19 protein-coding genes are annotated in these 25451 nt (G+C 74.4%); 7 read left to right on the forward strand and 12 right to left on the reverse strand.

From position 1 onward, the window contains the following. Positions 1-451: 451 nt before the first annotated feature. Positions 452-2458: a fructose-specific PTS transporter subunit EIIC gene (locus NQU55_RS23620; RefSeq protein ID WP_168091688.1), complete on the forward strand. Its 2007-nt coding sequence runs from the start codon at positions 452-454 to the stop codon at positions 2456-2458. Positions 2459-2570: 112 nt separating this feature from the next. On the opposite strand, the gene NQU55_RS23625 is transcribed toward NQU55_RS23620, so the two are convergent. From NQU55_RS23625 to NQU55_RS23650, 6 genes are all read right to left on the reverse strand, one after another. Further along, positions 2571-3539 carry a cation diffusion facilitator family transporter gene (locus tag NQU55_RS23625; RefSeq protein ID WP_168091689.1) on the reverse strand — a complete coding sequence of 323 codons (969 nt, stop codon included), beginning with the start codon at positions 3537-3539 and terminating at the stop codon, positions 2571-2573. A 102-nt stretch (positions 3540-3641) separates the two neighbouring features. Next, positions 3642-4856 (reverse strand): mannose-6-phosphate isomerase, class I, encoded by a 1215-nt coding sequence (gene manA, locus NQU55_RS23630; protein WP_168091690.1) that lies wholly within the window; start codon positions 4854-4856, stop codon positions 3642-3644. Between the two features lie 42 nt (positions 4857-4898). After that, positions 4899-6074: an SIS domain-containing protein gene (locus tag NQU55_RS23635; RefSeq protein ID WP_168091691.1), complete on the reverse strand. Its 1176-nt coding sequence runs from the start codon at positions 6072-6074 to the stop codon at positions 4899-4901. A 103-nt stretch (positions 6075-6177) separates the two neighbouring features. Further along, positions 6178-6363 (reverse strand): Trm112 family protein, encoded by a 186-nt coding sequence (locus NQU55_RS23640; protein ID WP_168091692.1) that lies wholly within the window; start codon positions 6361-6363, stop codon positions 6178-6180. 131 nt (positions 6364-6494) lie between these two features. After that, entirely contained in the window at positions 6495-7853 is a 1359-nt protein-coding gene (locus NQU55_RS23645) for a phosphomannomutase/phosphoglucomutase (protein ID WP_168091693.1), read from the reverse strand. A 108-nt stretch (positions 7854-7961) separates the two neighbouring features. After that, entirely contained in the window at positions 7962-8402 is a 441-nt protein-coding gene (locus NQU55_RS23650; RefSeq protein ID WP_168091694.1) for a DUF3499 domain-containing protein, read from the reverse strand. A 272-nt stretch (positions 8403-8674) separates the two neighbouring features. On the opposite strand from NQU55_RS23650, the gene NQU55_RS23655 reads away from it, so the two are divergent. Beyond that, entirely contained in the window at positions 8675-9184 is a 510-nt protein-coding gene (locus NQU55_RS23655) for a metallopeptidase family protein (RefSeq protein WP_168091695.1), read from the forward strand. A gap of 132 nt (positions 9185-9316) precedes the next feature. Here the strand turns inward: NQU55_RS23655 and NQU55_RS23660 are convergent, their stop codons facing one another. From NQU55_RS23660 to NQU55_RS23670, 3 genes are all read right to left on the reverse strand, one after another. Further along, positions 9317-10933, reverse strand: a complete 1617-nt coding sequence (locus NQU55_RS23660) for a DUF5719 family protein (RefSeq protein ID WP_168091696.1) — start codon at positions 10931-10933, stop codon at positions 9317-9319. Then, on the reverse strand, positions 10930-14832 hold the full coding sequence (locus NQU55_RS23665) for a glycosyltransferase family 2 protein (protein WP_168091697.1): 3903 nt from the start codon (positions 14830-14832) through the stop codon (positions 10930-10932). The genes NQU55_RS23660 and NQU55_RS23665 overlap by 4 nt, the downstream gene beginning before the upstream one ends. Before the next feature lie 455 nt (positions 14833-15287). Next, on the reverse strand, positions 15288-15551 hold the full coding sequence (locus tag NQU55_RS23670; protein WP_004952403.1) for a WhiB family transcriptional regulator: 264 nt from the start codon (positions 15549-15551) through the stop codon (positions 15288-15290). 690 nt (positions 15552-16241) lie between these two features. Here NQU55_RS23670 and NQU55_RS23675 point away from each other — a divergent pair. The 3 genes from NQU55_RS23675 (at position 16242) to NQU55_RS23685 (ending at position 19202) form a co-directional block, all read left to right on the forward strand. Beyond that, the gene (locus NQU55_RS23675; protein WP_168091698.1) at positions 16242-16820 is read left to right on the forward strand and encodes a cysteine dioxygenase; all 579 of its coding nucleotides are present in this window, start codon (positions 16242-16244) and stop codon (positions 16818-16820) included. Positions 16821-16884: 64 nt separating this feature from the next. Continuing rightward, positions 16885-17856, forward strand: coding sequence for a 2-phospho-L-lactate transferase (gene cofD / locus NQU55_RS23680; RefSeq protein WP_168091699.1), 972 nt, complete (start codon positions 16885-16887; stop codon positions 17854-17856). Then, positions 17853-19202 (forward strand): coenzyme F420-0:L-glutamate ligase, encoded by a 1350-nt coding sequence (locus tag NQU55_RS23685; protein ID WP_168091700.1) that lies wholly within the window; start codon positions 17853-17855, stop codon positions 19200-19202. Before cofD ends, NQU55_RS23685 begins: the two co-directional genes overlap by 4 nt. 12 nt (positions 19203-19214) lie before the next feature. Here NQU55_RS23685 and NQU55_RS23690 read toward each other — a convergent pair whose 3' ends face one another. The 3 genes from NQU55_RS23690 to NQU55_RS23700 form a co-directional block, all read right to left on the reverse strand. Then, a complete protein-coding gene (locus NQU55_RS23690; protein ID WP_168091701.1) occupies positions 19215-20117 on the reverse strand; it encodes a DNA-3-methyladenine glycosylase family protein in 903 nt (300 codons plus the stop codon). A gap of 95 nt (positions 20118-20212) precedes the next feature. Continuing rightward, a complete protein-coding gene (gene manB / locus NQU55_RS23695; protein WP_168091702.1) occupies positions 20213-21295 on the reverse strand; it encodes a mannose-1-phosphate guanylyltransferase in 1083 nt (360 codons plus the stop codon). Between the two features lie 81 nt (positions 21296-21376). Then, positions 21377-22804, reverse strand: coding sequence for a peptidoglycan recognition protein family protein (locus NQU55_RS23700; RefSeq protein WP_168091703.1), 1428 nt, complete (start codon positions 22802-22804; stop codon positions 21377-21379). Positions 22805-22932: 128 nt separating this feature from the next. Between NQU55_RS23700 and NQU55_RS23705 the strand changes: the two genes are divergently transcribed. Beyond that, entirely contained in the window at positions 22933-23685 is a 753-nt protein-coding gene (locus NQU55_RS23705; protein WP_168091704.1) for a TIGR03089 family protein, read from the forward strand. 79 nt (positions 23686-23764) lie between these two features. Next, positions 23765-25243, forward strand: coding sequence for an LCP family protein (locus NQU55_RS23710; RefSeq protein ID WP_256791080.1), 1479 nt, complete (start codon positions 23765-23767; stop codon positions 25241-25243). The last annotated feature ends 208 nt before the right edge of the window (positions 25244-25451 follow it).

Below are 25451 nucleotides of genomic sequence, written 5' to 3' on the forward strand. Positions count from 1 at the left end.
ACCGAAAGCCGCCAGCGAAAGGTCCGCGACCTTGAAGTCCTGGCCGGGGGAAGTGGTGGTCATGCGAGCTGCTCCTCTGTGAAGGGCGAGCGAGGGTGGACACGGCCGTGCATGCGGTCGTGCTGCCTGAGCAGCTGTGGGCACACTGGACGCACCGGTGCCCCGACCGCAGCGCAGTCCGTCGGAGGCCCTCTCTCCCTCGGCCGGTCCGTCGCGCGGGCCGCCCGACCGCCATCAGCAGCGACGTCTGGCTCGTCCACGAATCTACACCGGGGGGCCCACCGAACCCCACCCCCACTGGCGCCCTATCCGCCGGAACGTCAGATTCCGGAAGGCTCGCGCGTGCTGACACCGGAACGGCCTCGTTTCCTGTGCAGGTCAGGTGTTGCAGGATGCGGAGAGCGCGAGGGCGCGGCACGCCCCGCGGGCGATCCGTTGTGAGGAGATCCACGTGACCAGTCCGGTCGATCCGCCCGAGCGTGGCACGGCGCCAGAGGGACGCAGGTTGCTGGCCGTGACCGCCTGCCCGACCGGGATCGCGCACACGTACATGGCGGCGGAGAAGCTGGCCCAGGCCGCGCAGGAGCTCGGCTACGGCATGAAGGTGGAGACGCAGGGGTCGATCGGGGCCGAGAACGTCCTCTCCGACGCCGAGATCAGGGAGGCCGACGGCATCATCGTCGCCGCCGACAAGGACGTCGACCTCAGCCGCTTCGCGGGGAAGCGGGTGCTGTCCGTCGGGGTCGCCGAGGGCATCCGCCGTCCGGAGCGGCTGATCCGGGACGTGCTGAGCGCGCCGGTCCACCGGGGAGACGGAGCGGGGGGCGCCGGGACTGCTGCCGGGGACGGGGCGTTCGCGGGGGCGGGCGGTGGCGGGCGGGAGCGCGGAACCGTCTACAAGGCGCTGATGAACGGCGTCTCGTACATGATCCCGTTCGTGGTCGTCGGCGGTCTGCTGATCTCCGTGTCGCTGGCCCTGGGCGGGCGGACCACTCCTGAGGGGATCGTCTTCGACAGCTCGTTCTGGCAGACGGTCAACGACATCGGTGCCATCGGCTTCGCCCTGATGATCCCCGTGCTCTCCGGCTACATCGCCTATGCGATCGGGGACCGGCCGGCGCTCGTGCCGGGCATGGTCGGTGGCTGGATCGCGAGCCACGGGGAGCTGTACGACAGCGAGGCGGGGGCGGGGTTCATCGGGGCGATCGCCACCGGGTTCCTGGCCGGCCATCTGGTGGTGTGGATCAAGAAGGTCAGGGTGCCGGCGTTCGTCCGGCCGATCATGCCGGTCATCGTGATCCCGATCGTGGCCACGACGTCTCTCGGCCTGTTCTTCGTCTACGTCATCGGCCGGCCGATCGCGTGGGTCTTCGCGCACCTCACGACCTGGCTCGGCGGGCTGACCGGGACGAGTGCGGCTCTGCTCGGCGTCGTGCTCGGCCTGATGATCGCCTTCGACATGGGCGGGCCCGTCAACAAGACGGCGTTCCTCTTCGGTGCGGGGCTGGTGTCGAAGAACCCCGAGATCATGGGCATGTGTGCCGCGGCCATTCCGGTGCCGCCGCTCGGGCAGGGGCTCGCGACGCTGCTGCGGCGGGGGCTGTTCAGCAAGCAGGAGCAGGAGACCGGGGCGGCGGCCCTGTTCATGGGGTTCTTCGGCATCACCGAGGGGGCGATCCCCTTCGCGGCGGCGCGGCCCGCGCGGGTCATTCCGGCGAACATGTGCGGCGGTGCGGTGGCGGGGGCGATCGCGGGGCTCGCGGCGGTGGCGGACAACGTGCCGCACGGTGGGCCGATCGTCGCGGTGCTCGGGGCGGTGGACGGGGTGGCGATGTTCTTCGTCGCGATCGCCGTCGGCACGGTGGTGACGGCGCTGACGACGGTCGGGCTGATGGCCGTGGGTGCGCGGCCGGCTCCCGCCGGGGGAACGGTTTCCCCGGCTTCTCCGGCCCTCTCGGCTCCCCCGGCTTCCGCCGCGGGGGTCTCGGGCGAGCCCGGCGGTTCCGCGCTCTCCGGCTACCTCACCGTACGGACCGTACGGCCGCGGCTCGCGGCCCACGGGAAGGAGGCGGCGATCCGGGAGATGGCCGGGCTGCTGGCCGCGAGCGGGCACGTGGCCGACGTGGACGGCCTGGTCTCGGCGGCGCTCGCGCGGGAGGAGATGGGGACGACGGGGCTCGGGGAGGAGATCGCGATCCCGCACGCGAAGACGGATGCGGTCTCGGCCCCGGTGGTCGGCTTCGCGCGCTCGGAGGGCATCGAGTGGGGGGCGCTGGACGGGACGAAGGCCCGGCTGATCTTCATGATCGCGGTACCGGGCGCCGCCGCGGGCGACGAGCATCTGCGGATCCTGGCGATGCTGTCGCGGAAACTGATGGACCCGGCCTTCCGTGAGCGGCTGCTCTCGGCGGGGGAGGACGCGGGGGCCCTGGTGGGCATCTTGCGGGAGGTTCAGTAGCGGTTACCGGGGCTGCAAAGCCCCGGTAACCGGCGCGGAGGCCGTGTCCTGAGGCGCCGTGAGCCCCTAAAGGCGTCACGGCGGTCCGGGCACCGCCCCCGCGGCGTTCTTCTCAGTGGCGGGGCGGGCCGCCCGGGGTCGCCGCCGGGTCGGCACCGGCGGCTGCCTCGTCCTCGCGGTAGACGTCCGGCTCCAGGTAGATGACCCGGGCGATCGGGACCGCCTCGCGGATCCTCGCCTCCGCCGCGTCGATCGCACGGGCGATCTCCACGGCGGTGTCGTCGTGCCGCACCGCGATCTTGGCCGCGACGAGGAGTTCCTCGGGGCCCAGGTGGAGGGTGCGCATGTGGATGAGGCGGGTGACGGTCTCGCCGTCGACGGCCGCGGCGCGGATCTTCGCGAGCTGCTCCGGTCCGGCGGCCTCGCCGAGCAGCAGGGACTTCGTCTCCGAGGCGAGGACGACGGCGATCAGCACCAGCAGGGCGCCGATGCACAGCGTGCCGATGCCGTCCCAGACGCCGTCGCCGGTGGCGATGGCGATGCCGACGCCGCCGAGGGCGAGGACGAGGCCGACGAGGGCGCCGAAGTCCTCGAGGAGGACGACGGGCAGTTCGGGGGCCTTGGCGGTGCGGATGAACTGGCCCCAGGACTGGTCGCCGCGCAGCTCGTTGGACTCCTTGATCGCCGTGCGGAAGGAGAAGCTCTCCGCGATGATCGCGAAGACGAGGACGCCGACGGGCCAGTACCAGTGCTCGATCTCGTGCGGTTCCTTGATCTTCTCGTAGCCCTCGTAGAGCGCGAAGACGCCACCGATGGTGAACAGGACGATCGAGACGAGGAAGCCGTAGATGTAGCGCTCGCGGCCGTAGCCGAAGGGATGTTCCTCGCTGGCCGCGCGCTTGGCCTTCTTGCCGCCGAGGAGGAGCAGTGCCTGGTTGCCGGAGTCGGCGACCGAGTGCACTCCTTCGGCGAGCATCGACGACGAGCCGCTGAACGCGAACGCGACGAACTTCGCCACGGCGATGGCCAGGTTGGCGCCGAGCGCGGCGACGATGGCCTTGGTTCCGCCTGATGCACTCATATGTGCGGGTTGTCCCTTCCGCCCCTGATCCACCCCTGGACCGCCGGGCTTTGCGGTTCCTTTACGGCGGGCCATTGTTGCAGCCGCCGGGCGGAAGGGGCGTCAGACGGCGACCGTGGCGCGGAAGACCCTGGCGTCGTCACCGGCGAGCACGACGCTCTCGGCCGCCCGTACGAACGCGGATTCGCCCTGGCGGAGCCGCAGCTCCTGCCCGTCGTCCGCCGTGCGCAGGACGGCGGTGCCCGAGGTGCAGAGGAGGATCTGGGGCGTTCCGGCGGGCAGCGTGGCCGTGGCGCCGGGGGCGAGGTCGAAGCGGGAGAGGCGGAACTCCTCGACGGGGGTGCCGTAGACCTCCTCGCCGCCGGCGTCGGCCTCGGGGCGCAGGACGGCGGCGGGGGTGCTCTCGAAGCGGACGACGCGCAGCAGTTCGGGGACGTCGACGTGCTTGGGCGTCAGCCCGCAGCGCAGCACGTTGTCCGAGTTGGCCATGATTTCGACGCCGAGGCCGTCGAGGTAGGCGTGCGGGACGCCGGCGCCCAGGTAGAGGGCTTCGCCGGGCTGGAGGCGCACGTGGTTGAGGAGCATGGCGGCGATGACGCCGGGGTCGCCGGGGTAGTGCCGGGCGAGGGAGGCGTAGGCGGTGCAGGCGTCCCGGTACGGCCCGTCCTGCGCGGAGAGCCGCTCGGCCGCGGCGGCCGCCTCGGTGACGGTGCGGGCCATCTCGCCGTGGTCCGCGGTGAGGACGGCGGTGAGCACCTCGCGCAGGGCGTCCTCCTCGGGCCGGGCGTGCAGGAGGTCGGCGTACGGCTTGAGGGAGTCGACGTCGAGCGCGGCGAGGAGGCCGGCCGTCTCGGCGGGTGCGCGGAAGCCGCACAGCCCCTCGAAGGGGGTGAGGGCGCAGAGGAGTTCGGGCTTGTGGTCGGTGTCCTTGTAGTTGCGGTGGGGGGCGTCGAGGGGGACGCCCCGGGCCTCCTCCTCGGCGTGGCCGGCCGCGGCCTCGGCGAGGCCGGGGTGGACCTGGAGGGAGAGCGGGGAGCCGGCGGCGAGGACCTTGAACAGGAACGGCAGCCGGGGCCCGAAGCGGCGGACGGCCCGTGCGCCGAGCTCGCCCTCGGGGTCGGCGGCGATGACGTCGGAGAGGGGGCGCAGGCCCCCTCCTCCGCCTCCGCCCCGGTCGACGCGGGACGGCGCCCCGGGGTGGGCGCCCATCCACAGTTCGGCCTGCGGCTCGCCGGTGGGGGCGGTGCCCAGCAGCGCGGGGATCGCGGTGGTGGAGCCCCAGGCGTAGGGGCGCACGGTGTTGACGAGGCGGTCCATGCGGGCGATTCCTGACTGTGTGCGTACGGCGTTTCTACGGGTCTACGGGGTCGAGGCGAGGGCCAGGTAGACGGCGGCGAAATCCGTGATGGCCAGCAGTTCAGCGGCGGTCTGCAGGGGACTGTCGGCGTCGGTGGGCTGCAGCTCGCTGACGGGCGTCTCGCGCTGCAGGGCGAGTTCGCGGGCGGCGGGGGCGGGCGAGGTGACGTCGGGCTCCCGTTCGCGGAGCAGGACGACGCGGGCGTGCAGGGCCTCGGGCTCCTCGACGCGGTCGCGGAAGAAGTCCTCGGGGTCCGCTCCGGCGGCGAAGGCCCCCGCGAGGAGGGTGCCGTGGGCGGTGAGGGCCTCGGGCAGTTCGGCGGCGAGGGCCGGGCGCCCGGCGAGGGCGGAGAGGACCGTCGCGAAGTGCCGGCCCGCCGCGCCGGCGAGCTCGCCCTCCGTCCAGATCAGGGGGAGGGTGTCGGCCAGCTCGGCCGCCAGGGTCTTGGCGGGGTTGCTGTAGGTGGCGATGGCCGGGCCGCAGCGCTCGGCGACCTGGTCCAGGCGGTCGGCCAGCGCCTCGACTTCGGAGGCGTCGCCGGCGAGCAGCCCTATGCGGTCGGCGAGCACGAGCAGGGGGGTGAGCAGGGACCACAGGAGGCCGGGGCCGGGGAGCAGGGCGGGGCGCTCCGCCGTCTGCGTCTCCTCGCCGGTGCCCGGTTCGGCGCCCGTACGGGCCTCGTCCGGCGAGGTGGTCAGCGGGATCGCGAGGCCGCGGGCCTGCGCGGTGGCGTCGGCGAGGGGCGAACCGGCCGGGCTGACGCAGACGACGGAGCAGCCGCGGCGGTAGGCCTGTTCGAGGAGGATGGCGAGGCCGGGCTCGGTGCCGTCCGGGCTGGCGACGAGCAGCAGGTCGAGCGGGCCGGTCCAGCCGGGGAGGGTCCAGCGCAGGGCGCCGGGCGCGGGGGCGACGCCGGTGGGGCGGATCAGGGTGACGGGGGCGCTGCCGCCGGCGAGGGCGGTGAGCAGGTCGGCGGTGCAGCCGGCCGCGGGGCCCGGCCCTGCGACCAGGACGGCGCGGGGGCGGCCGTCGGGGCGGAGGCCGGTGACGCCGGCCTCCGCGGCGTTGCGGGCGGCCGTACGGACCCGGGCGCCGGATTCTGCGGCGCCGCGCAGGAGGCCGTGGATGTCGGCGCGGGACAGGGCGTCGGGATCATCGAGGAGTGACTCGTCGAACACCGTGGATCAGCCTCCGGTCGCCGTCGTGTACGCCGTGCGGGTGCCCGGCCGGGCCTACGGAACGGTGGGCCGCCGGGCGGGGTCGGGCGGGGGCGCTCCGGCGTCAGGCCGGGCGCCGGGCCTCGTCCACGAGGAGGACGGGGATGCCGTCCCGGACGGGGTAGGCCAGGCCGCAGCCCGTGCCCTCGCACACCAGCTCGGGGGACTCCTCGGAGGCGGACTCGTCGCGGAGGGGCGCGTGGCACGCCGGGCAGGCGAGGATCTCCAGGAGACCGGCTTCGAGCGGCATGAGGGGTTCCCTTCGGATGTACGTCTCTGTCCGGCCAGGGTACCTTCGCGCCCCGCCGGAGGAAGCGCGGCATGCGGGTTCGCCGCGGCGCCGTGGTGGTTCGCCACGGCGCCGTGGCGGCCGGATGAGGACTACGCCCGCACGATCGCCAGGACCTCGTCCCGGATGCGGGAGACCGTCTCCGCGTCGCGGGCCTCGACGTTCAGGCGGAGGAGGGGCTCCGTGTTGGAGGCGCGGAGGTTGAACCACCAGTCGGAGGCCGCGACGGTGAGGCCGTCGAGCTCGTCGAACCGCACGCCCGGCACGTCCTCGTACGCGGCGCGGACGGCCGCCGTGCGCCCGGCCTGGTCGGCGACGGTGCTGTTGATCTCGCCGGAGCCGGCGTAGCGGTCGTACTCGGCGACCAGCTCGGACAGCGGGCCGTTCTGGCCGCCGAGGGCGGCGAGGACGTGCATGGCGGCGAGCATGCCCGTGTCGGCGTTCCAGAAGTCGCGGAAGTAGTAGTGCGCGGAGTGCTCGCCGCCGAAGATGGCGCCGCTGCGGGCCATCTCCTCCTTGATGAAGGAGTGCCCCACGCGGGTGCGCACGGGCTCGCCGCCGCACTCCTTGACGACCTCGGGCACCGACCACGAGGTGATCAGGTTGTGGATGACGGTGCCGCCGGGGTGCTTGGCGAGCTCGCGCGCCGCGACCAGGGCGGTGATCGCGGAGGGGGAGACGGGGTCGCCGTTGCCGTCGACGACGAAGCAGCGGTCGGCGTCGCCGTCGAAGGCCAGGCCGATGTCGGCGCCGACCTCGCGGACGCGCTGCTGCAGGTCGACGATGTTCTTGGGGTCGAGGGGGTTGGCCTCGTGGTTGGGAAAGGTGCCGTCGAGCTCGAAGTACATGGCGTCGAGGTCGAGGGGCAGGCCCTCGAAGACGGTGGGCACGGTGTGCCCGCCCATGCCGTTGCCGGCGTCGACGACGACCTTCAGCCGGCGGATGCCGCTGAGGTCGACGAGGGAGCGCAGGTGGGCCGCGTAGTCCGCGAGGACGTCCTGCCGGGTGAGGGTGCCCGGGGTCCGCGCGGGCTCGGGGGCGCCGTTTTCGAGCCAGCCCTCGGCCAGGGAGCGGATCTCGGCGAGGCCGGTGTCCTGCCCGACGGGGGCCGCGCCGGCCCGGCACATCTTGATGCCGTTGTACTGCGCGGGGTTGTGACTGGCCGTGAACATCGCGCCCGGCAGGCCGAGGTGGCCGCTGGCGAAGTACAGCTGGTCGGTGGAGCACAGGCCGATCTCGGTCACGTCCACGCCGCGGGCGGCGGCGCCGCGGGCGAAGGCCCGCGACAGGCCGGGCGACGAGGGCCGCATGTCGTGCCCGACGACGATCGCGGACGCGCCCGTCACTTGGGCGAAGGCGGCGCCGAAGAGCTCCGCCAGTGCTTCGTCCCACTGATCCGGGACCACACCGCGTACGTCGTATGCCTTCACGATCTGCGACAGATCAGCCACAGCCAACGCCTTCCTGGGTCCGGTACGGGGGGACAAACCTACCGGGGCGGACCGATGGTCCGGACGCGGGCCGCTCGAGCCCGGGTCGAAGGGCGGGCCGTGCCCCCGTCAGTTGTCGGGCGAGCGGAGGACCCTGAGGTGGCCTCGGCGGGCGACCTCCATGGGATCGGCGTCGCGGCCGGCGGGGCCGGTGGCACCGGGCGGCGGGCCCGGCTGGACGGCACGCTCCTGCGGACGGGCCGCCTCGCGCACGGCGTTGGCGAGTGCTTCGAGGTCGTCACCGCTGGGGCGGGCGGGGCCGCTGTCCAGGGCGAGGCGCACGACATCCCAGCCGCGCGGAGCGGTCAGCCGCTCGGAGTGCTCGGCGCACAGGTCATAGCAGTGGGGTTCGGCGTAGGTGGCGAGCGGTCCGAGGACGGCGGTCGAATCGGCATAGACGTACGTCAGCGTCGCGACGGCCGGGCGGCCGCACGCGGTGCGCGAACAGCGACGTACAGGGCTCACGACGTTGGACGGTACCGCACTCTTGAGCGGGCCGCGACGACTCACCCCCGGCTCACCCCTCCGTGTCGTCCTGGTTCGTCCCGTGGACGCCTGCTTCTCCCCACCGCGCTGACCTGCACGGAGGGCTGTGAACAGGGTCTCACCAGGCCGTCGGCCGGTCACCGGCACCCCCGCTCCGGACCCTCCCGAACAGACCGGACGGTCCGGTACCTGACCATAATTGATCACAGGTCTGGCCGGAATGTTCATCAGGCGACATTCCCGGGATACGCGACAGCCGCGTACGGCGAGGCGGCCGACGGATACCCTCAAGAGTGATGGACAACCGCGTACCTCCCCCTGCCACCACCGGGGGTCCCCCGAGCCACGCCGGGCCGCGCCCGCGCCACCGCGACCGACACGGACGCGGCATGCGCGGGCCGATCGCGCCGCCCCAGGTGCCGCTGTCGGTCAGCCGCGGCGAGGCGTTCGTCGACATGGTGCACGACTCCGCCGAGCGGCTGGAGCGCCGCTGGCCGCAGCTCGCCTCCGTCGACTTCGTGGTCCGTGAGGTGCCGGTCACCAGAAGTGACGCGGTGGGCGCCATGAGCGACCCCGACGGCCTGGACGCCTTCGACTTCGACGGCGAATCCGTCCCCCTCGGCCGCTACGTGGCCGCCCGCGGCGACTCCCCCGACCGGATCGTGGTCTACCGCCGCCCGGTGGAGATCCGCACCAAGAACCGCGACGAGCGCGCCCTGCTGGTGCACGAGGTCGTCGTCGAGCAGGTCGCCGAACTCCTCGGGCTCGCCCCGGAGTCGGTCGACCCCCGCTACGGGCAGGACTGACCGGACCTTGCCGGGCCGGCCGGGCCGCTGACGGACCGGCGGGCCGTACGGATGCCGGCAGCCCGTCAGTCCGCCGATCCGTCAGTCCGTCAGTCCGTCAGCCCGCCGATCCGTCAGCGGCCCGGCTCCGGCTCAGCGGTTGAGCATCGACAGGTCCTGCCCGGCCGCCGGCACCGCCACCGACGAACGGTCGTCCGGCAGCGGCTGGATCGTGAACATGGGCACGCCGTCCTTGGGCAGCGCCAGCATCCGCGACGCGTGCACCGGCCCGCCCGAGACCTTCTCCACCGTCACCGCGAACGACCCCTTGGCGCCCGCCGGCTGCGGCGGCTCCACGGTCAGCGTGGTGCCCGGCTTCACCGTGTACGTCTTCACCGCCGGCTCGCCGCCCTCGCTGCCCGCGGAGGAGGTGACCTTCACCTGCGCCGCCTCCTTGCCGGGCGCGGCCAGAGCGAGCGTGCTGCCCTTGGGGCGGTTGTCCGCCACCGTGGCCCGCCCGCCGAGCCGCGCCACGGCGGGGATGAACGCCGTCTCCTGCTTGTCGTCCTTGCCGCGCGTGACGCGCAGCGCGGCGACGACCGGCGCGCTCCTGCCGTCCGCCGTGAGCAGCAGCGAGCCCGCCTCGCCCTTGGCGACGTCGCCAAGGTCGACGGCCGCGGTCATGCCGCTGCGGACGTGCAGCGACTCGTGGCCGGCGGGGGTGATCGCGCCGTTCGGACCGGCGAAGCGCAGCTTGAGGTCGGCGTCGTCCGAGCCGGGGGCGAAGACGACGAGCCGCACGGACGTCGCGTCGCCCGGGATGCCCGGCAGGACGGCGTCGGCGGACGGCTCGGCGGACGCCGGGATCCAGTCGCCGCCCTTCTTGTCGTCGGCCGACTGCAGTCCCGCGCCGACGCGGCCCGAGCGGGCCGCCACGTGCACCGTCAGGTCCTCCTCGGGCGCCTCCGCGAGGGAGGACAGCAGCACGGGGACGGTGGAGCGCGGCGGGACCGTGACGCCCTCCCCCGCGCCGGCCTTGACCCGGCCGTCCTTGCCGTAGAGCTCCAGGTCGACGACGGCCGCCGTGCTGTCGGGGTTGGTCAGGTGGACGTAGTCCTGGCGGCCCTTGAGGGTGCTCGCGCCGGGGAACCAGAACGAGGTGTCCGGCGCCGTGCAGGTCAGCCCGTGCAGCCCGCGCCCGCTGCCCGCGGCGACCACGGTGGACTGCTGCACGGTCCAGCCCGGGGCGAGCGTCCCGTCGGCGCTGCCGATGAGGGCGGGGGCGTCGGAGCGGTTGGTGGTCGCGGTGGCGGGCTTGCCGGGCTCCTTCAGGGACAGCACCGAAGTGCCCGCGGCCGCGGGGCTCTTGCCGTCCTTGCCGTCCTTCCCTTCCTTGCCGCCCTTCGCTCCCTTTTCGTCCTTCTTGGCGCTCTCGTCCTTCTTCGCGCTGTCGTCCTTCTTCGCGCTGTCGTCCTTCTTCCCGCCGTCCGCCGTCAGCAGTTCGGCCGCGCCCTTCTTCGCGCCCTTCGCCCCGCCGGCCGGAGTGAAGGCGGTGTAGGCCGTCTCCCCCACGTCCGAGGAAGTCGGGGCCGGGCAGAGGGTCATGGAGCGCTGGACGGGCAGCCGGGCGGGCGCCTTCGCGGCCGTACGGGCCGTGCTGCCGGTGCCTGCGGTGCCCTCGGTGCCGGACGGCACGGCGAGGACGGCCGCGCCGCCCAGGGCCGCGAGGGCTGCGGTGGCGGCGAACAGGGACAGGGTGGTGCGCTTCACTGCTGCTCGCTCCCGTCGCGGTGGTGCCGGTCACCGCCGCCGTACGTCGTGTCGTGTGCCCCGCCGTAGGTGTACGGGTCGTACTGCCCGGCCGGTGCGGCCGGCCCGGTCGCGTAGGGCTCCGCCGGGTAGTGGCCCTGACCCTGGTCCTGGTACGGCGCCTGCTGCTGTGCGCCGCCGTAGGAGGCGTCGTACGTGCCGCCGTAGCCTGCCTGGTAGTGCTGTTCGCCGTACGGGTCGTAGGGCGTCTCCTGCATCCCCTGCCCGTACTGCTGCCCATGCTGCTGCCCGTACTGCTGTGCCTGCGGCTGTTCATGCGGCTGTTCATGCGGCTGTTCCTGGGGCACCGCGGCGTACGGGTCCGCCACTTGCTGTTGTCCGTACGGATCGGCATAGACGTCGGCGTACGGAGCCGCGTACGGATCGGCGTAGGAGTCGGCTACGGGCTCGGCGGGCGTGGCTTCCGGCGCCGGGGCGGCGTCCGGCCGGTCGGCCTCCGCCGCGGCCCGCAGCCTGCGCGCGCGGCGGCCCTCTCCGGCAGCGGCCTGGGCCGGGACGGAGGCGGGCGCGGACACGGCCGCGGGTGCGCTTCCCGCTTCCGGGAGGTCGTCGTCGACCTGGCGCTTGCGCCCGGGCAGGGCGAGCACCACGAGCACGGCCGCGAGGAGGCCCTGCGCCCACAGCCAGGCGGTGTGCCCGGCGGGCGCCTTGTAGGTCAGGACGAGCTTGCCGCCGCCCTCGGGGAGGGCGAAGCCCTGGGCCCAGCCGTCGACGGTGGTGCTCTTGAGGGCGCGTCCGTCGAGGGTGGCCTGCCAGCCGGGGTCCGCCTTGTCGGCGATGCGCAGGACCCGGCCCGCGGGGCCGGCGGGGAGCGTGGCACGGGCCTCCACGGGCCCTGCCGCGACCGGGACGGGCGCGGGCCGCTGCCCGCCGCCCTGCCCGCCGCTCTGTGCGCCTCCCTGCGCCTCTCCGGCGACGACGGTGACGCGTGCGACCTCGCGGTCGACCCGCCACAGCGAGGCGTCGTCCTGGCGGCTGAGGCGGGTCAGGCCGGGGGTGGTGTCCAGGACCCGGCCCATGGCCGCGGGGGCGGTGTTGCGGACGAGGACGTAGCCGACGGCGTAGCCGCCGAGGAGGTCCGCCTGGTCGGCTCCGGAACCCGCGACGAGGCCGGCGACGACGGAGTCGAGCTTGGGGTCCGCCCCGGCGGCAGCGGCGGCCTCGGCGTCGCCGAGCCGGGCGCCGGAGCCCCGCACGAGCGCGTAGGCGACCCGCCCGTCGCGGCCGTCGAGGACCAGGGTGCGGGCCCGGTCGCGGGTGGCGGCCTCCTCCGCCACGAAGGCCGGCACCTGCGCGGGGTCGCGGCGCTTCAGCGGGCCGTCGGCGCCGCCGGCGGCCCAGCCCACGGCCGCGACCAGCGGGGCGGCGCCCGCGGCGAGGGCGATGAGCGCGGCCACGGGCTGCCGCCAGCCGAAGCTGAGGGCGGCCACGCGCGCCCGCGCGCCTTCCGCGCCGACGGCCGCGGCGGCGATCAGCGCGATCCCGTAGACGAGGGTGGCCGGCCCGGCCCAGGCCGAGCGGGCGGAGAGCACGGCGGCGGCGAGGGCCGCCAGGGCGGCCACCCAGGCGCCGCGGACGGCGAGCGGGCGGTCGGAGCGCAGCAGGGCGGCGAGCGCGGCCAGGACGACGCCCGCCAGCAGCAGGCCGCCGACGGCCTTCGCGCCTCCGGGGTCCGCGGTGAGCAGGTGGAGCCGGGAGGCTCCGCCGGCGACGGCCTGGTCGAGCCCGGCCTCGGTCAGGAAGCGGCCCGGGTGCGCGAACAGGCCCAGGGACCAGGGGGCGAGCACGGCGACGGGGGTGAGCACGACGGCCAGGAAGCGCGGGGCGTGGAGCACCAGCCGCGGGCGCCCGCCCTGGGCGCCGTGCAGCGCGAGGGCGCCCAGGCCCAGGACGACGGCGAGCGGCCACACCACCGGGGTGAACGCGGTGGTGACGGTGAGCAGGAGGGCGTACGCCCAGGACGCGCGCCAGGTGGGGCGGGCGCCCGGGACGCGCAGGCCGGTGGCCGCGACGGCGGTGCGCGCCATCAGCGGCAGCAGGATCGCCAGGACGGCGGTGCCGAGCCGGCCGGCGGCGAGGGCGCCGGTGGCGGCGGGCAGGAAGGCGTAGGCGACGGCGGCCCAGGCCCGCAGGGGGCGGGAGGAGACCAGCGGCCGGGAGGCGAAGTAGGCGGTGAGGCCGGCCAGGGGCACCGAGCAGACGAGCAGCAGGGTGAGGGTGAAGCCGGTGGAGCCGAGGAGGAGCGTCGAGAGGGTGGCGAGGACCGCCAGGTAGGGGGGCGCGCTGCCGGTGCTGCCGACGCCGACCGGGTGCCAGCCGTCGGCGTACTGCGCCCACAGGGCGGAGGCTCCGTCGGGCGCGGGCAGCAGGGCGCCGCCGGCCAGGCTGCCGCCGCCGAAGAGCTGGCGGCAGGCGATGACGGAGACGATCAGCAGGAGGCCGAAGAGGACCGGGGCGGGCTTGCGGACGAGGCGCTTGAGGCGGGCGAACTGCTCGATCTCCAGGAAGTCGGCGTCCTCCCCGGTCGGCCCGGATTCGACGGCGCCGTGGCGCCCGCCGGAGGAGGGCGCGTCGTCCCAGCGGCCGCCGAAGTTGCTCGCCAGTTGTTCGGCGGCGGCCCGCAGGGTCGCGCCCGGTGGCGGGAACAGGGCTCTCAGGTCGGCCGGCGGGACGGCGGGTGCGCCGCGCTTCGCCCGGGCGGCGCGAATGCGGCCGGGGCGCAGGAGGACGCCGAAGAGGCCGGTGAGTTCGTCGAGGGCCTGCGCGGGGGCCTTGCCCAGGAGGTAGCCGAGGGCGTGCAGGAGGGTGCCGAGGACGAGCCGCAGCACGACGTAGGCCAGGAGCGGGCCGCGGGTGTTGGCGAGCAGCGTGTGGACGGCGCCGGCCTTGTCGACGCGGTGCGGGTTGACGGCGCGGCGGCCGGCGCAGTCGACGGGGCGGCGCTCGCGGGCGGCGGCCTCGGCGTGGCGCAGGACGGCGTCGGGGGCGACGAGGACGCGGTGGCCGGCGGCGTGGGCGCGCCAGCACAGGTCGACGTCGTCGCGCATGAGGGGCAGCCGGGGGTCGAAGCCGCCGAGCTCCTCGAAGACGTCGCGGCGCACGAGCATGCCGGCGGTGGACACCGACAGCACGGAGCGCACCTGGTCGTGCTGACCCTGGTCCTGTTCGCGGCGGTCGAGGCCGGTCCAGCGGCGGCCGCTGCGGGCGATGGAGACGCCGGTCTCCAGCAGCTGGCGGCGGTCGTACCAGCCGCGCAGCTTGGGGCCGATGACGGCGGCTTCGGGCTCGGACTCGGCGACGCGCAGGAGTTCGTGGAGGGCGCCGGGTTCGGGGGCGCAGTCGTCGTGCAGGAGCCAGAGCCACTGGACGGGTTCGAGGTCGGCGTCGCCGTGGCGGCGGCCGTCGCCGGGCTGGTCGTAGGCGTCCTCGCGCCAGGTGCGGCTGACGGGGTCCCAGCCGCTGGAGCGCTTGAGGTAGGGCAGCTCTTCGGGGTCCGGTGCGGGGACGGCGCGCAGGGCCTCCTCGACGGCGGTGCCGAAGCCGGCGCGGCGGGCGAGGTGCAGGACGCGGTCCGGGCCGAGGGCGTCGGCGAGCAGCTGGGCGGAGTCGTCGGCGCTGCCGGTGTCGGCGCCGACGGCGGCCTGCACGGGGCGCTCCTGGCCGAGGAGGCCTTCGACGGCGTCGGGGAGCCAGCGGGCGCCGTCGTGGCTGACGATCACGGCGGTGACGACGTGGCGCGGGAAGGCCGGTGCGACGGCCGGGTCGAACGCGGGCAGGCGGCCGGGAGCGGCGGACGCGGCCGCCGTCTTCGAGTGCGCCGCATTGCTGTGCACGGACATCGGGGTACGGGCCCTCCGGCCGGGGTCCGGGGCGGGCCCCGGATGGGTGCTGTGCTGGACTGCGCCGGCCGCGGGTGCGCCCGTCGGGGCGGCGGTGCGTCTCGGACGCGGCCCCACACTAGTGGCTGCGCACACAGCGGTCCGCCTCGCGCCGCGGGCGCGGCCGGGCGGACCGTAGGTCGTCCCGTGCAGGGTCGGGCGGGGAGGGCTGTACCGGCGGAAACCCCACGGCCGGGCCGGGCTCCGAACCCGGCGGTCGGCGCCACGGGGCGCTAACCCCTGGCTTCCGCTTTTAACTTTCAGTGACTATCGGCCCATGAATTCAGGGATTTCCCGCGGAATCACTGGCCCCCGAATCACCGAAACCGAATCACCGGCTCCGGCCCTCGATAAGACTGCTTATCCGCCCCTTAGGACCGCAGGGCCATGCGCCTATCCGTATGCCTATCGGAAGCTCAGACCGCGGCCTTCTTGAGGCGGCGGCGCTCGCGCTCGGACAGGCCGCCCCAGATGCCGAACCGCTCGTCATTGGCAAGGGCATATTCAAGGCATTCCGAACGGACTTCGCAGGCGAGGCAGACCTTCTTCGCCTCCCGCGTGGATCCGCCCTTCTCGGGGAAGAAGGACTCGGGATCGGTCTGAGCGCACAGCGCGCGCTCTTGCCAGCCGAGCTCCTCGTCCGCCTCCTCGACCAGCAGTTGCTGAAACAGCTCGGTCATGTGCGCCCCTCGTCTGTCATTTACGTCCCCGTGCCTCCGCCTCCATCAAAGTACGGCAGAACGACACGGGTGAAATTACAAGTGTGCCGATCCGGGCCAGTCAAGCCGAGATCTGCTATTGGGCCCCTTATTCACTCTGCGGAACCAAAGCCAAGCAGAAAGTGTCCAAAAGATTACAAGTCCGGACAGACCCCTCTGCCGGCCACGGCCGCCCCGCCCCCCTCTGCAAGGAGAGGACGTCACGCGCGGCAATCCCGTTGCACCGTCCGGCCGAACGATGTTTACGGCCCCGACTGGAGCGCCACCTGTCCATGGTCACACCCCCGCAAACCTTGGAGCACCCACAGTTACCGGATGAGGTGAAACATTGCCCCCAAAAGGGACACGCAGTTGACACAACGTGTCCGGTCCCGTCACCGTGGTGGGCATGCCAGTGAACGCCGCCCTCAGCCTGACCCGTGACTACGGGTCCCGCTGCGCTGTGCAGGCTCGCTGTCGCTGTTCCAGCTGTTGATGCCCCAGAGCTCCGGCTGACCCCTTCTTTCCGGGGGTCCCGCACCGCCCGCCCGCGTGGCCGTCACCCCGGCCGTCCGCGGCGCACCGCGCCCTCGCGCCACCCCCAGCTCCGGGCGCCCCACGCTCCGTCCGTCACCGCGCCCTCCCCCGCACCTCGCCGAGGAACCTCCGCACATGAACAGCGACGTCCAGATCGCCGGCGACCCGCTCGCCATCCCCCACCTGCTGCCGCCCGCCCCCGCCCACCCCCGCACCGTCGCCGAGTTCGCCGGGCTGGCCCGCGCCGTCGCCGCCGACCGCGCCTCCTGGGCCCACCTGGTCCGGTACGACGCCACCACCCGCTGGTACCACCGCCTCCGCACCGGCCCCGGCTACGAGGTCTGGCTGCTGAGCTGGGTGCCCGGCCAGGGCAGCGGCGCCCACGACCACGGCCCCTCCTCCGGCGTGCTGACCGTCCTGGAGGGGGAGCTGACCGAGATCACCGGAAGCACCGGGCCGCTCGACGGCGCACGGCAGGTGCTGCGCGCCGGAGCGCAGCGCGTCTTCGCCCCCGGATACGCTCATGAGATCGTCAACGACTCCCTCGCGCCGGCCGTGAGCCTGCACATCTACTCGCCGGGGCTGACCGAGATGCCCATGCGCCCGTCCGCGTCGGCAGCCGGCCACCTCGTCGCCCCGGCTGTCGCCGCCCCCGCCGTCGTCGCCGCGGCCGTCTCGGCGGCCCCCGCCGGCCGGAGCGCCGTACGGGGCTGACGGCCCGCACGCCGGCGGGCCACCACCCCTCGGGAGCGGCCCCCCGTCCTGACAGACTGACCGCATGCAGCGCATTGTGGTTCTGGCCGGCGGGATCGGGGGCGCCCGCTTCCTCCGTGGCCTCAAGTCAGCAGTCCCCGACGCGGACATCACCGTCATCGGCAACACCGGCGACGACATCCACCTCTTCGGGCTCAAGGTCTGTCCCGACCTCGACACCGTGATGTACACGCTCGGCGGCGGCATCCACGAGGAGCAGGGGTGGGGCCGGGCCGGCGAATCCTTCGCCGTGAAGGAGGAGTTGGCGGCGTACGGCGTCGGGCCCGAGTGGTTCGGGCTCGGCGACCGCGACTTCGCCACGCACATCGTCCGCACGCAGATGCTCGGCGCCGGCTATCCGCTGAGCGCCGTGACCGAGGCGCTGTGCGCGCGCTGGCAGCCCGGGGTGCGGCTGCTGCCGATGAGCGACGACCGCGTCGAGACGCATGTGATGATCGACGACCCCGACGGCGAGGACGGCGCCCGCAAGGCCGTGCACTTCCAGGAGTACTGGGTGCGCCTGCGGGCCGAGGTGCCCGCGCACGCGATCGTCCCTGTGGGCGCCGAGCAGGCCGAGCCGGCGCCCGGCGTGCTGGAGGCCGTCGCCGCGGCCGACGTCATCCTCTTCCCGCCCTCCAACCCCGTCGTCAGCATCGGCACCGTCCTGGCCGTGCCCGGCATCCGCGAGGCCGTCGCCAAGGCCTCCGCGCCCGTCGTCGGCCTCTCCCCCATCGTCGGCGGCTCGCCCGTGCGCGGCATGGCCGACAAGGTGCTGGCCGCCGTCGGCGTCGAGTCCACGGCGGCGGCCGTCGCACGGCACTACGGCTCCGGGCTGCTCGACGGCTGGCTCGTCGACACCGTCGACGCCGGTGCCGTGGCCGAGGTCGAGGCCGCGGGCATCCCGTGTCGGGCCGTGCCGCTGATGATGACGGACACGCAGGCCACGGCCGCCATGGCCGCGCAGGCGCTCGCGCTGGCCGAGGAGGTGCGGGCGTGAGCGCGCCGGAGCCCTCCGGGGGCGGCCCGGTTCCCGGGTACCGGGTCTGGGCCGTGCCCGGCATCCCCGAGGTGCAGGCGGGCGACGACCTCGTCAAGCTCCTCGCCTCGGCGGTCACGGGCGAGGGCCTGCCCGGGCTCGCCGACGGCGACGTGCTGCTCGTCACCTCGAAGATCGTCAGCAAGGCCGAGGGGCGGCTGGTGCGGGCGGACGACCGCGAGGCGGCCATAGACGCCGAGACCGTACGGGTCGTCGCCCGGCGCGGGAGCCTGCGGATCGTCGAGAACCGGCAGGGGCTGGTCATGGCCGCCGCCGGCGTCGACGCCTCCAACACCGCCGCCGGGACGGTCCTGCTGCTGCCCGAGGACTCCGACGCCTCCGCCCGCGCCCTGCGGGCCGGTCTGCGCGAGGCGCTCGGCGTCGACGTCGGCGTCGTCGTGACGGACACCTTCGGCCGGCCCTGGCGCAGCGGTCTGACCGACGTCGCCATCGGCGCGGCCGGGGTGCGGGTGCTGGACGACCTGCGGGGCGGTGTCGACGCGCACGGCAATCCGCTGAGCGCGACCGTCGTCGCCACGGCCGACGAGCTGGCCGCCGCCGGTGACCTCGTCAAGGGCAAGGTCGCGGGGCTGCCGGTGGCCGTGGTGCGCGGGCTGCCCCACGTGGTCGGCGAGGACGAGGAGGGCGACTCCGGGGCGCGGGCCCTGATGCGTCCCGCCGCCGACGACATGTTCCGGCTCGGGACGTCCGAAGCGGTGCGGGAGGCCGTGACGCTGCGGCGGACGGTGCGCGAGTTCACCGGCGAACCCGTGGACGGCGCCGCCGTGCGCCGGGCCGTGGCCGCCGCCGTCACGGCGCCCGCTCCGCATCACACGACGCCCTGGCGGTTCGTCCTGCTGGAGTCCGAGGAGTCGCGGGTGCGGCTGCTCGACGCCATGCGGGAGGCGTGGATCGCGGACCTGCGGGGGGACGGGTTCGGCGAGGAGAGCATCGCCAAGCGGGTGCGGCGCGGCGACGTCCTGCGGAACGCGCCGTATCTGGTGGTGCCGTGTCTGGTGGCGGACGGGGCGCACACCTATCCGGATGCGCGGCGGAACGCCTCCGAGCGGGAGATGTTCGTCGTGGCGGCCGGGGCGGCCGTGCAGAACTTCCTCGTGGCGCTGGCCGGGGAGCGGCTGGGGTCGGCGTGGATCTCGTCGACGATGTTCTGCCGGGACGTGGTGCGGAAGGTGCTGGAGCTGCCGCAGGGGTGGGACCCGATGGGCGCCGTGGCCGTGGGGCACGCGGCGGCACCGCCGCGGGAACGGCCGGCGCGGGTCGCGGACACGTTCATCGAGGTCCGCTAGCCCCGCGGGGGCCTACAGCGCCCTGATGTCGTTCACCGAGAAGCGGGGCGCCCTTCTCGGCGGCCTCGTGCCCATCAGGAGGATCAGGCGGCACGCCCGGTGGCGCTGGCCCTCGTACGGGCTCAGGAGGTCGAGCATCGCCTCGTCGTCCGTGCCCCGGGCGCCGGTGAGGGCGTAGCCGATGATCTTCGGGAGGTGCAGGTCGCCGACCGTGACGGCGTCGGGGGAGCCGTTGCTGCGCTGGAGCGTTTCGGCCGCCGTCCACGGGCCGATGCCCGGGACCGCCTGCAGGCGTCGCGACGCCTGTGCGTCGTCCATGGCGGCCGCTTCCTCCAGGCGTGCCGCCACCCGGGCCGCCCGGACGATCGTCGCCGAGCGCTTGCCGTCCACGCCGGCCCCGTGCCAGTCCCAGGACGGGATCATCGCCCAGCCCCGTGCGCTCGGCATCACCCGCATCCGGGGGTCCGGGCCCGGGGCCGGTTCGCCGTGCCGCTGCAGGAGCAGGCGCCAGGCCCGGTAGGCCTCGTCGCTGGTCACCTTCTGTTCGAGGACGGACGGGATCAGCGATTCGAGGACCAGGCCCGTGCGGGCCAGCCTGAGGCCGGGGTGGCGGCGGTGCGCCTCGTGGACCAGGCGGTGGCGGGGGGTGAACGCCGCCGGGTCGTCCCCGGCGCCGAGGAGGGCGGGGAGCGTCTCCAGGAGCCACTCCGCGCCCGGCCCCCACGCCTCCGCGTCGACGCGTCCGCCCCGGTCGGTCACGTGGAGCGTGCCGGGGCCCTGCGGGGTGCGGGTCGCCCGCCACACCGAGCCGTCCGGCCCCGTCCTGAACGCCGGGTCGCCCGGGCCGCGCGCCAGGACGCCCAGCGTGCGGCCCAGGTCGTACGGGCCCGGCGGGGTCCAGGTGCGGGTGGTCATCCTGCCAGGGTACGTCCAGCCGTTCGCCCGCCTATGCCGGATTTCTCCGGCTGTGCGCCCCTACTGGACCGGCTGTGCGCCCCTACTGGATCCGGCTACTGGTCCGACGAGAACCTGATCGCCGACGCCGGGATCTCCGCGTCGCACCAGACGCGGGCCCCCGCCCGGAGCTCGTTGTCCGCCCCGATGCGGGCCATGTCCCCGATCACCGCGCCGTCCAGCACCGTACGCGCCCCGATGCGCGCCCCGGCGCCCACCAGCGAGTCCCGGACCTGGGCGCCCGCCTCGATGACCGCGCCGTCCAGCACCGTGCTGCCGTCGACCCGCGCGCCCGGCTCCACCCGCGCGCCGGCGCCGATGACCGTGCCGCCGGTGAGCTTGGCGTCGGCGGCGACCTCGGCGGTGTCCAGGACCAGCCGGTCGCCGCAGCGGCCCGGGACCGCGGGCGACGGCGCCCGGCCCAGGACCAGGTCGGCCGAGCCCCGGACGAAGGCCTGCGGCGTGCCCAGGTCCAGCCAGTACGTGGAGTCGACCATGCCCTGCAGGTGCGCCCCGGAGGCCAGGAGGCCGGGGAAGGTCTCCCGCTCCACCGAGACCGGCCGCCCCGCGGGGATCGAGTCGATGACCGCCCGGTTGAAGACGTACGCGCCGGCGTTGATCTGGTCGGTGACGATCTCCTCGGGCGTCTGCGGCTTCTCCAGGAAGGCCGTCACCCGCCCCGTCCCGTCGGTCGGGACCAGCCCGAAGGCCCTGGGGTCCTCGACCCGGGTCAGGTGCAGGGAGACGTCCGCGCCCGTGGTGCGGTGGGTCGTCACCAGGGCCTCGATGTCCAGGCCGGTGAGGATGTCGCCGTTGAAGATCAGAACGGGCTCGTCCGGGGCCGAGTGGAGCTTGGAGGCGACGTTGCGGATGGCTCCGCCGGTGCCGAGCGGCTCCTCCTCGGTGACGTACTCCAGGTGCAGGCCGAAGTCCGATCCGTCGCCGAAGTACGGCTCGAAGACCTCCGCCAGGTAGGACGTGGCCAGCACGATGTGCTCCACGCCCGCCGCGCGGGCCCGGGCCAGCTGGTGCGTCAGAAAGGGGACGCCCGCTGCGGGAACCATGGGTTTGGGCGTGTTCATCGTGAGCGGGCGCAGCCGGGTTCCCTTGCCGCCGACCAGGAGGATGGCTTCTGTCACCTTGTCGTCTCTGCTTCCTGCTGGGGCCGGGCCGTAATCGGCGGCCAGTGTATGCAGACCGGAGGGTGCCCCCGCGCCAGGTCAGCGGCCCTGGAGGCGGGCCGCGGCGGAGCGGGCGGTGCCGAGCTTGCCGTAGAGGCGGTCGCCGGGGCACGCCGTGGCGAAGCCGTCGCGGTGCCCGGAGATGGCCTTGAGCTTGACCTTGGTTCCCTTTTTGAAGAGATTTCCGCCTCCGGACACCAGGCTCGCGGTGCCGGCCGGGTTGGCGCCGAACAGCCCGAGCTTCCAAGCGGTGAGGTCCGCCACCGCGTCGACCGCCGCGGTGGACGGACTGGTGGTTCCGTACGTTCCGAGAACGGCGATGCCCATGCTGCTGCTGTTGAAACCGAGGGTGTGCGCGCCCTTGACGGGTCTGGCCACGCCTCCCGCGCGGCCCTCGTAGATGGTGCCGCACTTGTCGATGAGGAAGTTGTAGCCCAGGTCCCGCCAGCCGCTGCTCACAACGTGGTAGCGGTAGATACCGCGGATGACGGACGCGGACTGTGAGCAGGAGTAGCGGTTGCCGGAGGCCGTGTGGTGGACGAAGGCCGCGCGGACGGCCGAGGTGTAGGCGAAGCCGGACTCGCGCAGGGACTCGTCGGCGGCCCAGCCGGCCCGGGTGATGATGCGGGGGCGCGGGCCGACGTAGCGCCCGTCGACGCCGCCGTCGTCGACGCTGTTGCCGGGGCGGCCGTAGTCGTCGGGGTCGTAGCCGTCGCCGCCGCCCTGGTCCCCGCCGGACTCCTCGTCGTCCACCTGCAGCTCGCCCGTGCCGGTGTATTCGATGTCGCCCTCGGACTCCGGCTTGCCGAGCGCGGGGATCTCGGTGGCGCCGAGGGGCGCGAGCGGGACGTTGGCGGCGGAGGCGGCGAGTTCGTTCTCGCTGGGGACGGGGGGCGCGGCGGAGCGGGTGCGGTCGGCGCCCGGGTCGACGAGTTCCAGGCGCAGCCCGGAGGGCAGGGCTCCGGCCGGGGTGCGGCCGGTCGCGGGCGTCGCGGCCTCGGGGCGGACGCGCACCTGGATGGCGTCGGAGGCGCCGACCCACAGGGGCGCGGTGGAGCCGCGCAGCCGCCCGGCGCGGCCCTCGGCCGAGTCGCTGTCGGGGCGGTCGTCGTCGTGGGTCGAGATCTCCTGCCAGCCGGCCCAGTCCTGGCTGCCGACGGGGCGGGTGCGCACCTGGGCGTGGCCGCGGAGTTCGGCACCGGCGTCGTCCCAGACGATGCCGACCAGCGAGAAGGGCTTGACCTCCAGCTGGGGCAGGCCCTGTTCCGAGGTGGGCCCGGGGCCCGCCGTGCGGTTCTTGGCGTGCAGCGGGACGAGCGGCAGCGACTGGGTGCTGCCGGGCACGGAGCGCGGGGGGAGGCCCGGGTCGTGGGTGGACTGCGAGGCGGAGGACGGGGCGGCGAGGAAGGGCAGGGTGAGGGCGGCGGCGCAGGCGGTCACGGTCGTCGAGACAAGGATTCCACGCATACCGAAAATCTTGGGCATACCTATATAAATCTGTCCATTCGTCAAGTGGCCCACGGGTTCTTCCCGTACCCCTTCGGCGTCGCCCTTCCGACTGACCCGCACACGCCCCGCCGCGTACGCTGGCGCCGATGAACGCCACCGATCGCACCCCCGCCGACCTGCTGCGATCCGCGCTCGCCGCGGATCCGTCCCGCCCGCTCGTGACCTTCTACGACGACGCCACCGGCGAGCGCGTGGAATTGTCCGTGGCCACCTTCGCCAATTGGGTGGCGAAGACCGCCAATCTCCTCCAGGGCGATCTCGCCGCCGAGCCGGGCGACCGGCTCGCCCTGCTGCTGCCCGCCCACTGGCAGACGGCCGTGTGGCTGCTGGCCTGCTCGTCCGTCGGCGTGCTGGCCGACGTCGGCGGCGATCCGGCCGCCGCGGACCTCGTCGTCAGCGGGCCCGACACGCTGGAGGAGGCGCGTGCGTGCTCGGGCGAGCGCGTGGCGCTGGCCCTGCGCCCCCTGGGCGGCCGGTTCCCCCAGCCGCCCGCGGGCTTCACCGACTACGCCGTCGAGGTGCCCGCCCAGGGCGACCGCTTCGCCCCGTACGCCCCGGTCGACCCCGCCGCCCCGGCGCTCGCCGTGGGCGGGCTGGAGCTGACCGGCGCCGAGCTCGTGGAGCGGGCCCGCACGGACGCCCACCAGCACGGGCTCGGCGGGGGCTCGCGCATGCTCTCCGGGCTGCCCTACGACTCCTGGGAAGGGCTGTCCGCCGGCCTGTTCGCCCCGCTCGCCTCCGGCGGCTCGGTGGTGCTCTGCCGCCACCTCGACCGGCTCTCCGGCGGCGGCCTCGACAAGCGCCGGGAGAGTGAGCGCGTCACCGTGACGGCCCTCTGACGCTGCCGCGGGGCCGGACTCGGGCGATGATCGGCGTACGGACCGATGACGGCAGCCCGAGGAGGGACGCAGCGCCACCGTGACCCAGAGCCCAGGAAGGCCCGGCCCCCCGGCCACGCCGTCCTGCTCCGCCTTCTTCGAGGAGCCGGACGAGCCGCCGCCCGCGCCCCGGCGCCGCCGCTGGCTGCGCTGGCTCGCTCTGGGCACGGCGCTGACGCTGCTGGCCGTGGTCGCCCTGGGCTGGTACCTGTACGAACGGCTCAACGGCAACATCAGGACGGACACGGCCACCGCGGACGAGCTGCGGCGCTGGGAGAAGGAGCGCCCCACGGCCCTGGTCAAGGGCGCCCAGAACATCCTGATCATCGGCTCGGACACCCGCAGCGGCGCGGGCAACGGCCAGTACGGCGAGGACAGCGGCACCCAGCGCTCGGACACCACGATCCTGCTGCACGTGGCCGCCGACCGGAGGAGCTCGACCGCCGTCAGCCTGCCGCGCGACCTGATGTCGATGATCCCCCGGTGCCGGCGGCCCGACGGCACCGAGACGAACGAGCGCTTCGCGCAGTTCAACTGGGCCTTCGAGCAGGCGGGCCCGGCCTGCACGATCCGTACGGTCGAGAAGCTCAGCGGCATCCGCATCACCCACCACGTGATCGTGGACTTCAGCGGCTTCAAGCACCTGGTCGACGCGGTGGAGGGGGTCGAGGTGTGCCTCAAGCAGGCCGTCGACGACCAGGAGGCGCGGCTGAAGCTGCCGGCCGGCCGCCAGACCCTCAACGGCGAGCAGGCGCTCGGGTACGTCCGCGCCCGCTACAGCCTCGGCGGCGGCAGCGACACCGAGCGGATGGGGCGGCAGCAGCAGTTCCTCGGCGCGCTGTTCAAGGAGATGCAGAGCGACGGGGTGCTGCTCAACCCCACCCGGCTCTACCCGGTGCTGGACGCCGCCACGTCCTCGCTCACCACGGACGCCGGCCTCGACTCGCTGCGCAAGATGTACGACCTGGTGCGCACCGTGCGGACCGTCCCGAGCGAGCGCGCGCAGTTCCTGACCGTGCCGCGCCGCCCGTACCCGTTCAACCCCAACCGGGACGAACTGGTGCAGCCGGACGCCGACCAGCTCTTCAGGCAACTGCGCGAGGACCGGCCGGTGTCGGTGACCGGAAACGTCCGGGCCGCGGAGAACAAGCCCGGGGACGCCCGGCCGGGAGCCGGTAAGCCGGGGGCCGAGGAGGGGCCGGACGGATCGGAGGGAACGGGGGGCCAGGTGAGCCCGGAGGGGCCCGGCACTCCCGAGGGGCCGTCAGGAACGGGGGGAACCACGGGGACCGGGGGGCCGGCGTGGACACCGGGCACCGGGGGGACCGGAGGCGGCCCGGCCGCGCCCGGCACGTCCCGCACCCCGCGCGGGGCCACCGGCCGGAACGGCACGGCCCCGCCCTCCGGCGGCGGATCCGCCCCGCCCGCGAGCGCCCCGGCGGGCCCCGCCGGCACCGCGCCGGGCACCGCTCCCCCCACCTACGAAGGAACCACGGCCGCACGCGGCATCTGTGGATGAATCGCTCGAAATTCGCGAACGGGACTTCCGGGTCGGCGAATGGATTGAGCAGATTGCCCAGTTGTAGGGGAGTGGAATTTGTCACCGGCGTCGCTTGACGCTGAACTGGGCGGATAGTGTGAGCGATCCGGTGCGCACGGCCGGGCTGACCGCGCACTGCACAGACGACGTGACCGAGCGCCTCGGGGGGGAGGCGCCGCGTGGCACC

This window comes from Streptomyces telluris (assembly GCF_024519335.1).
In the GTDB taxonomy this organism is placed as follows: Bacteria; Actinomycetota; Actinomycetes; order Streptomycetales; family Streptomycetaceae; genus Streptomyces; species Streptomyces telluris.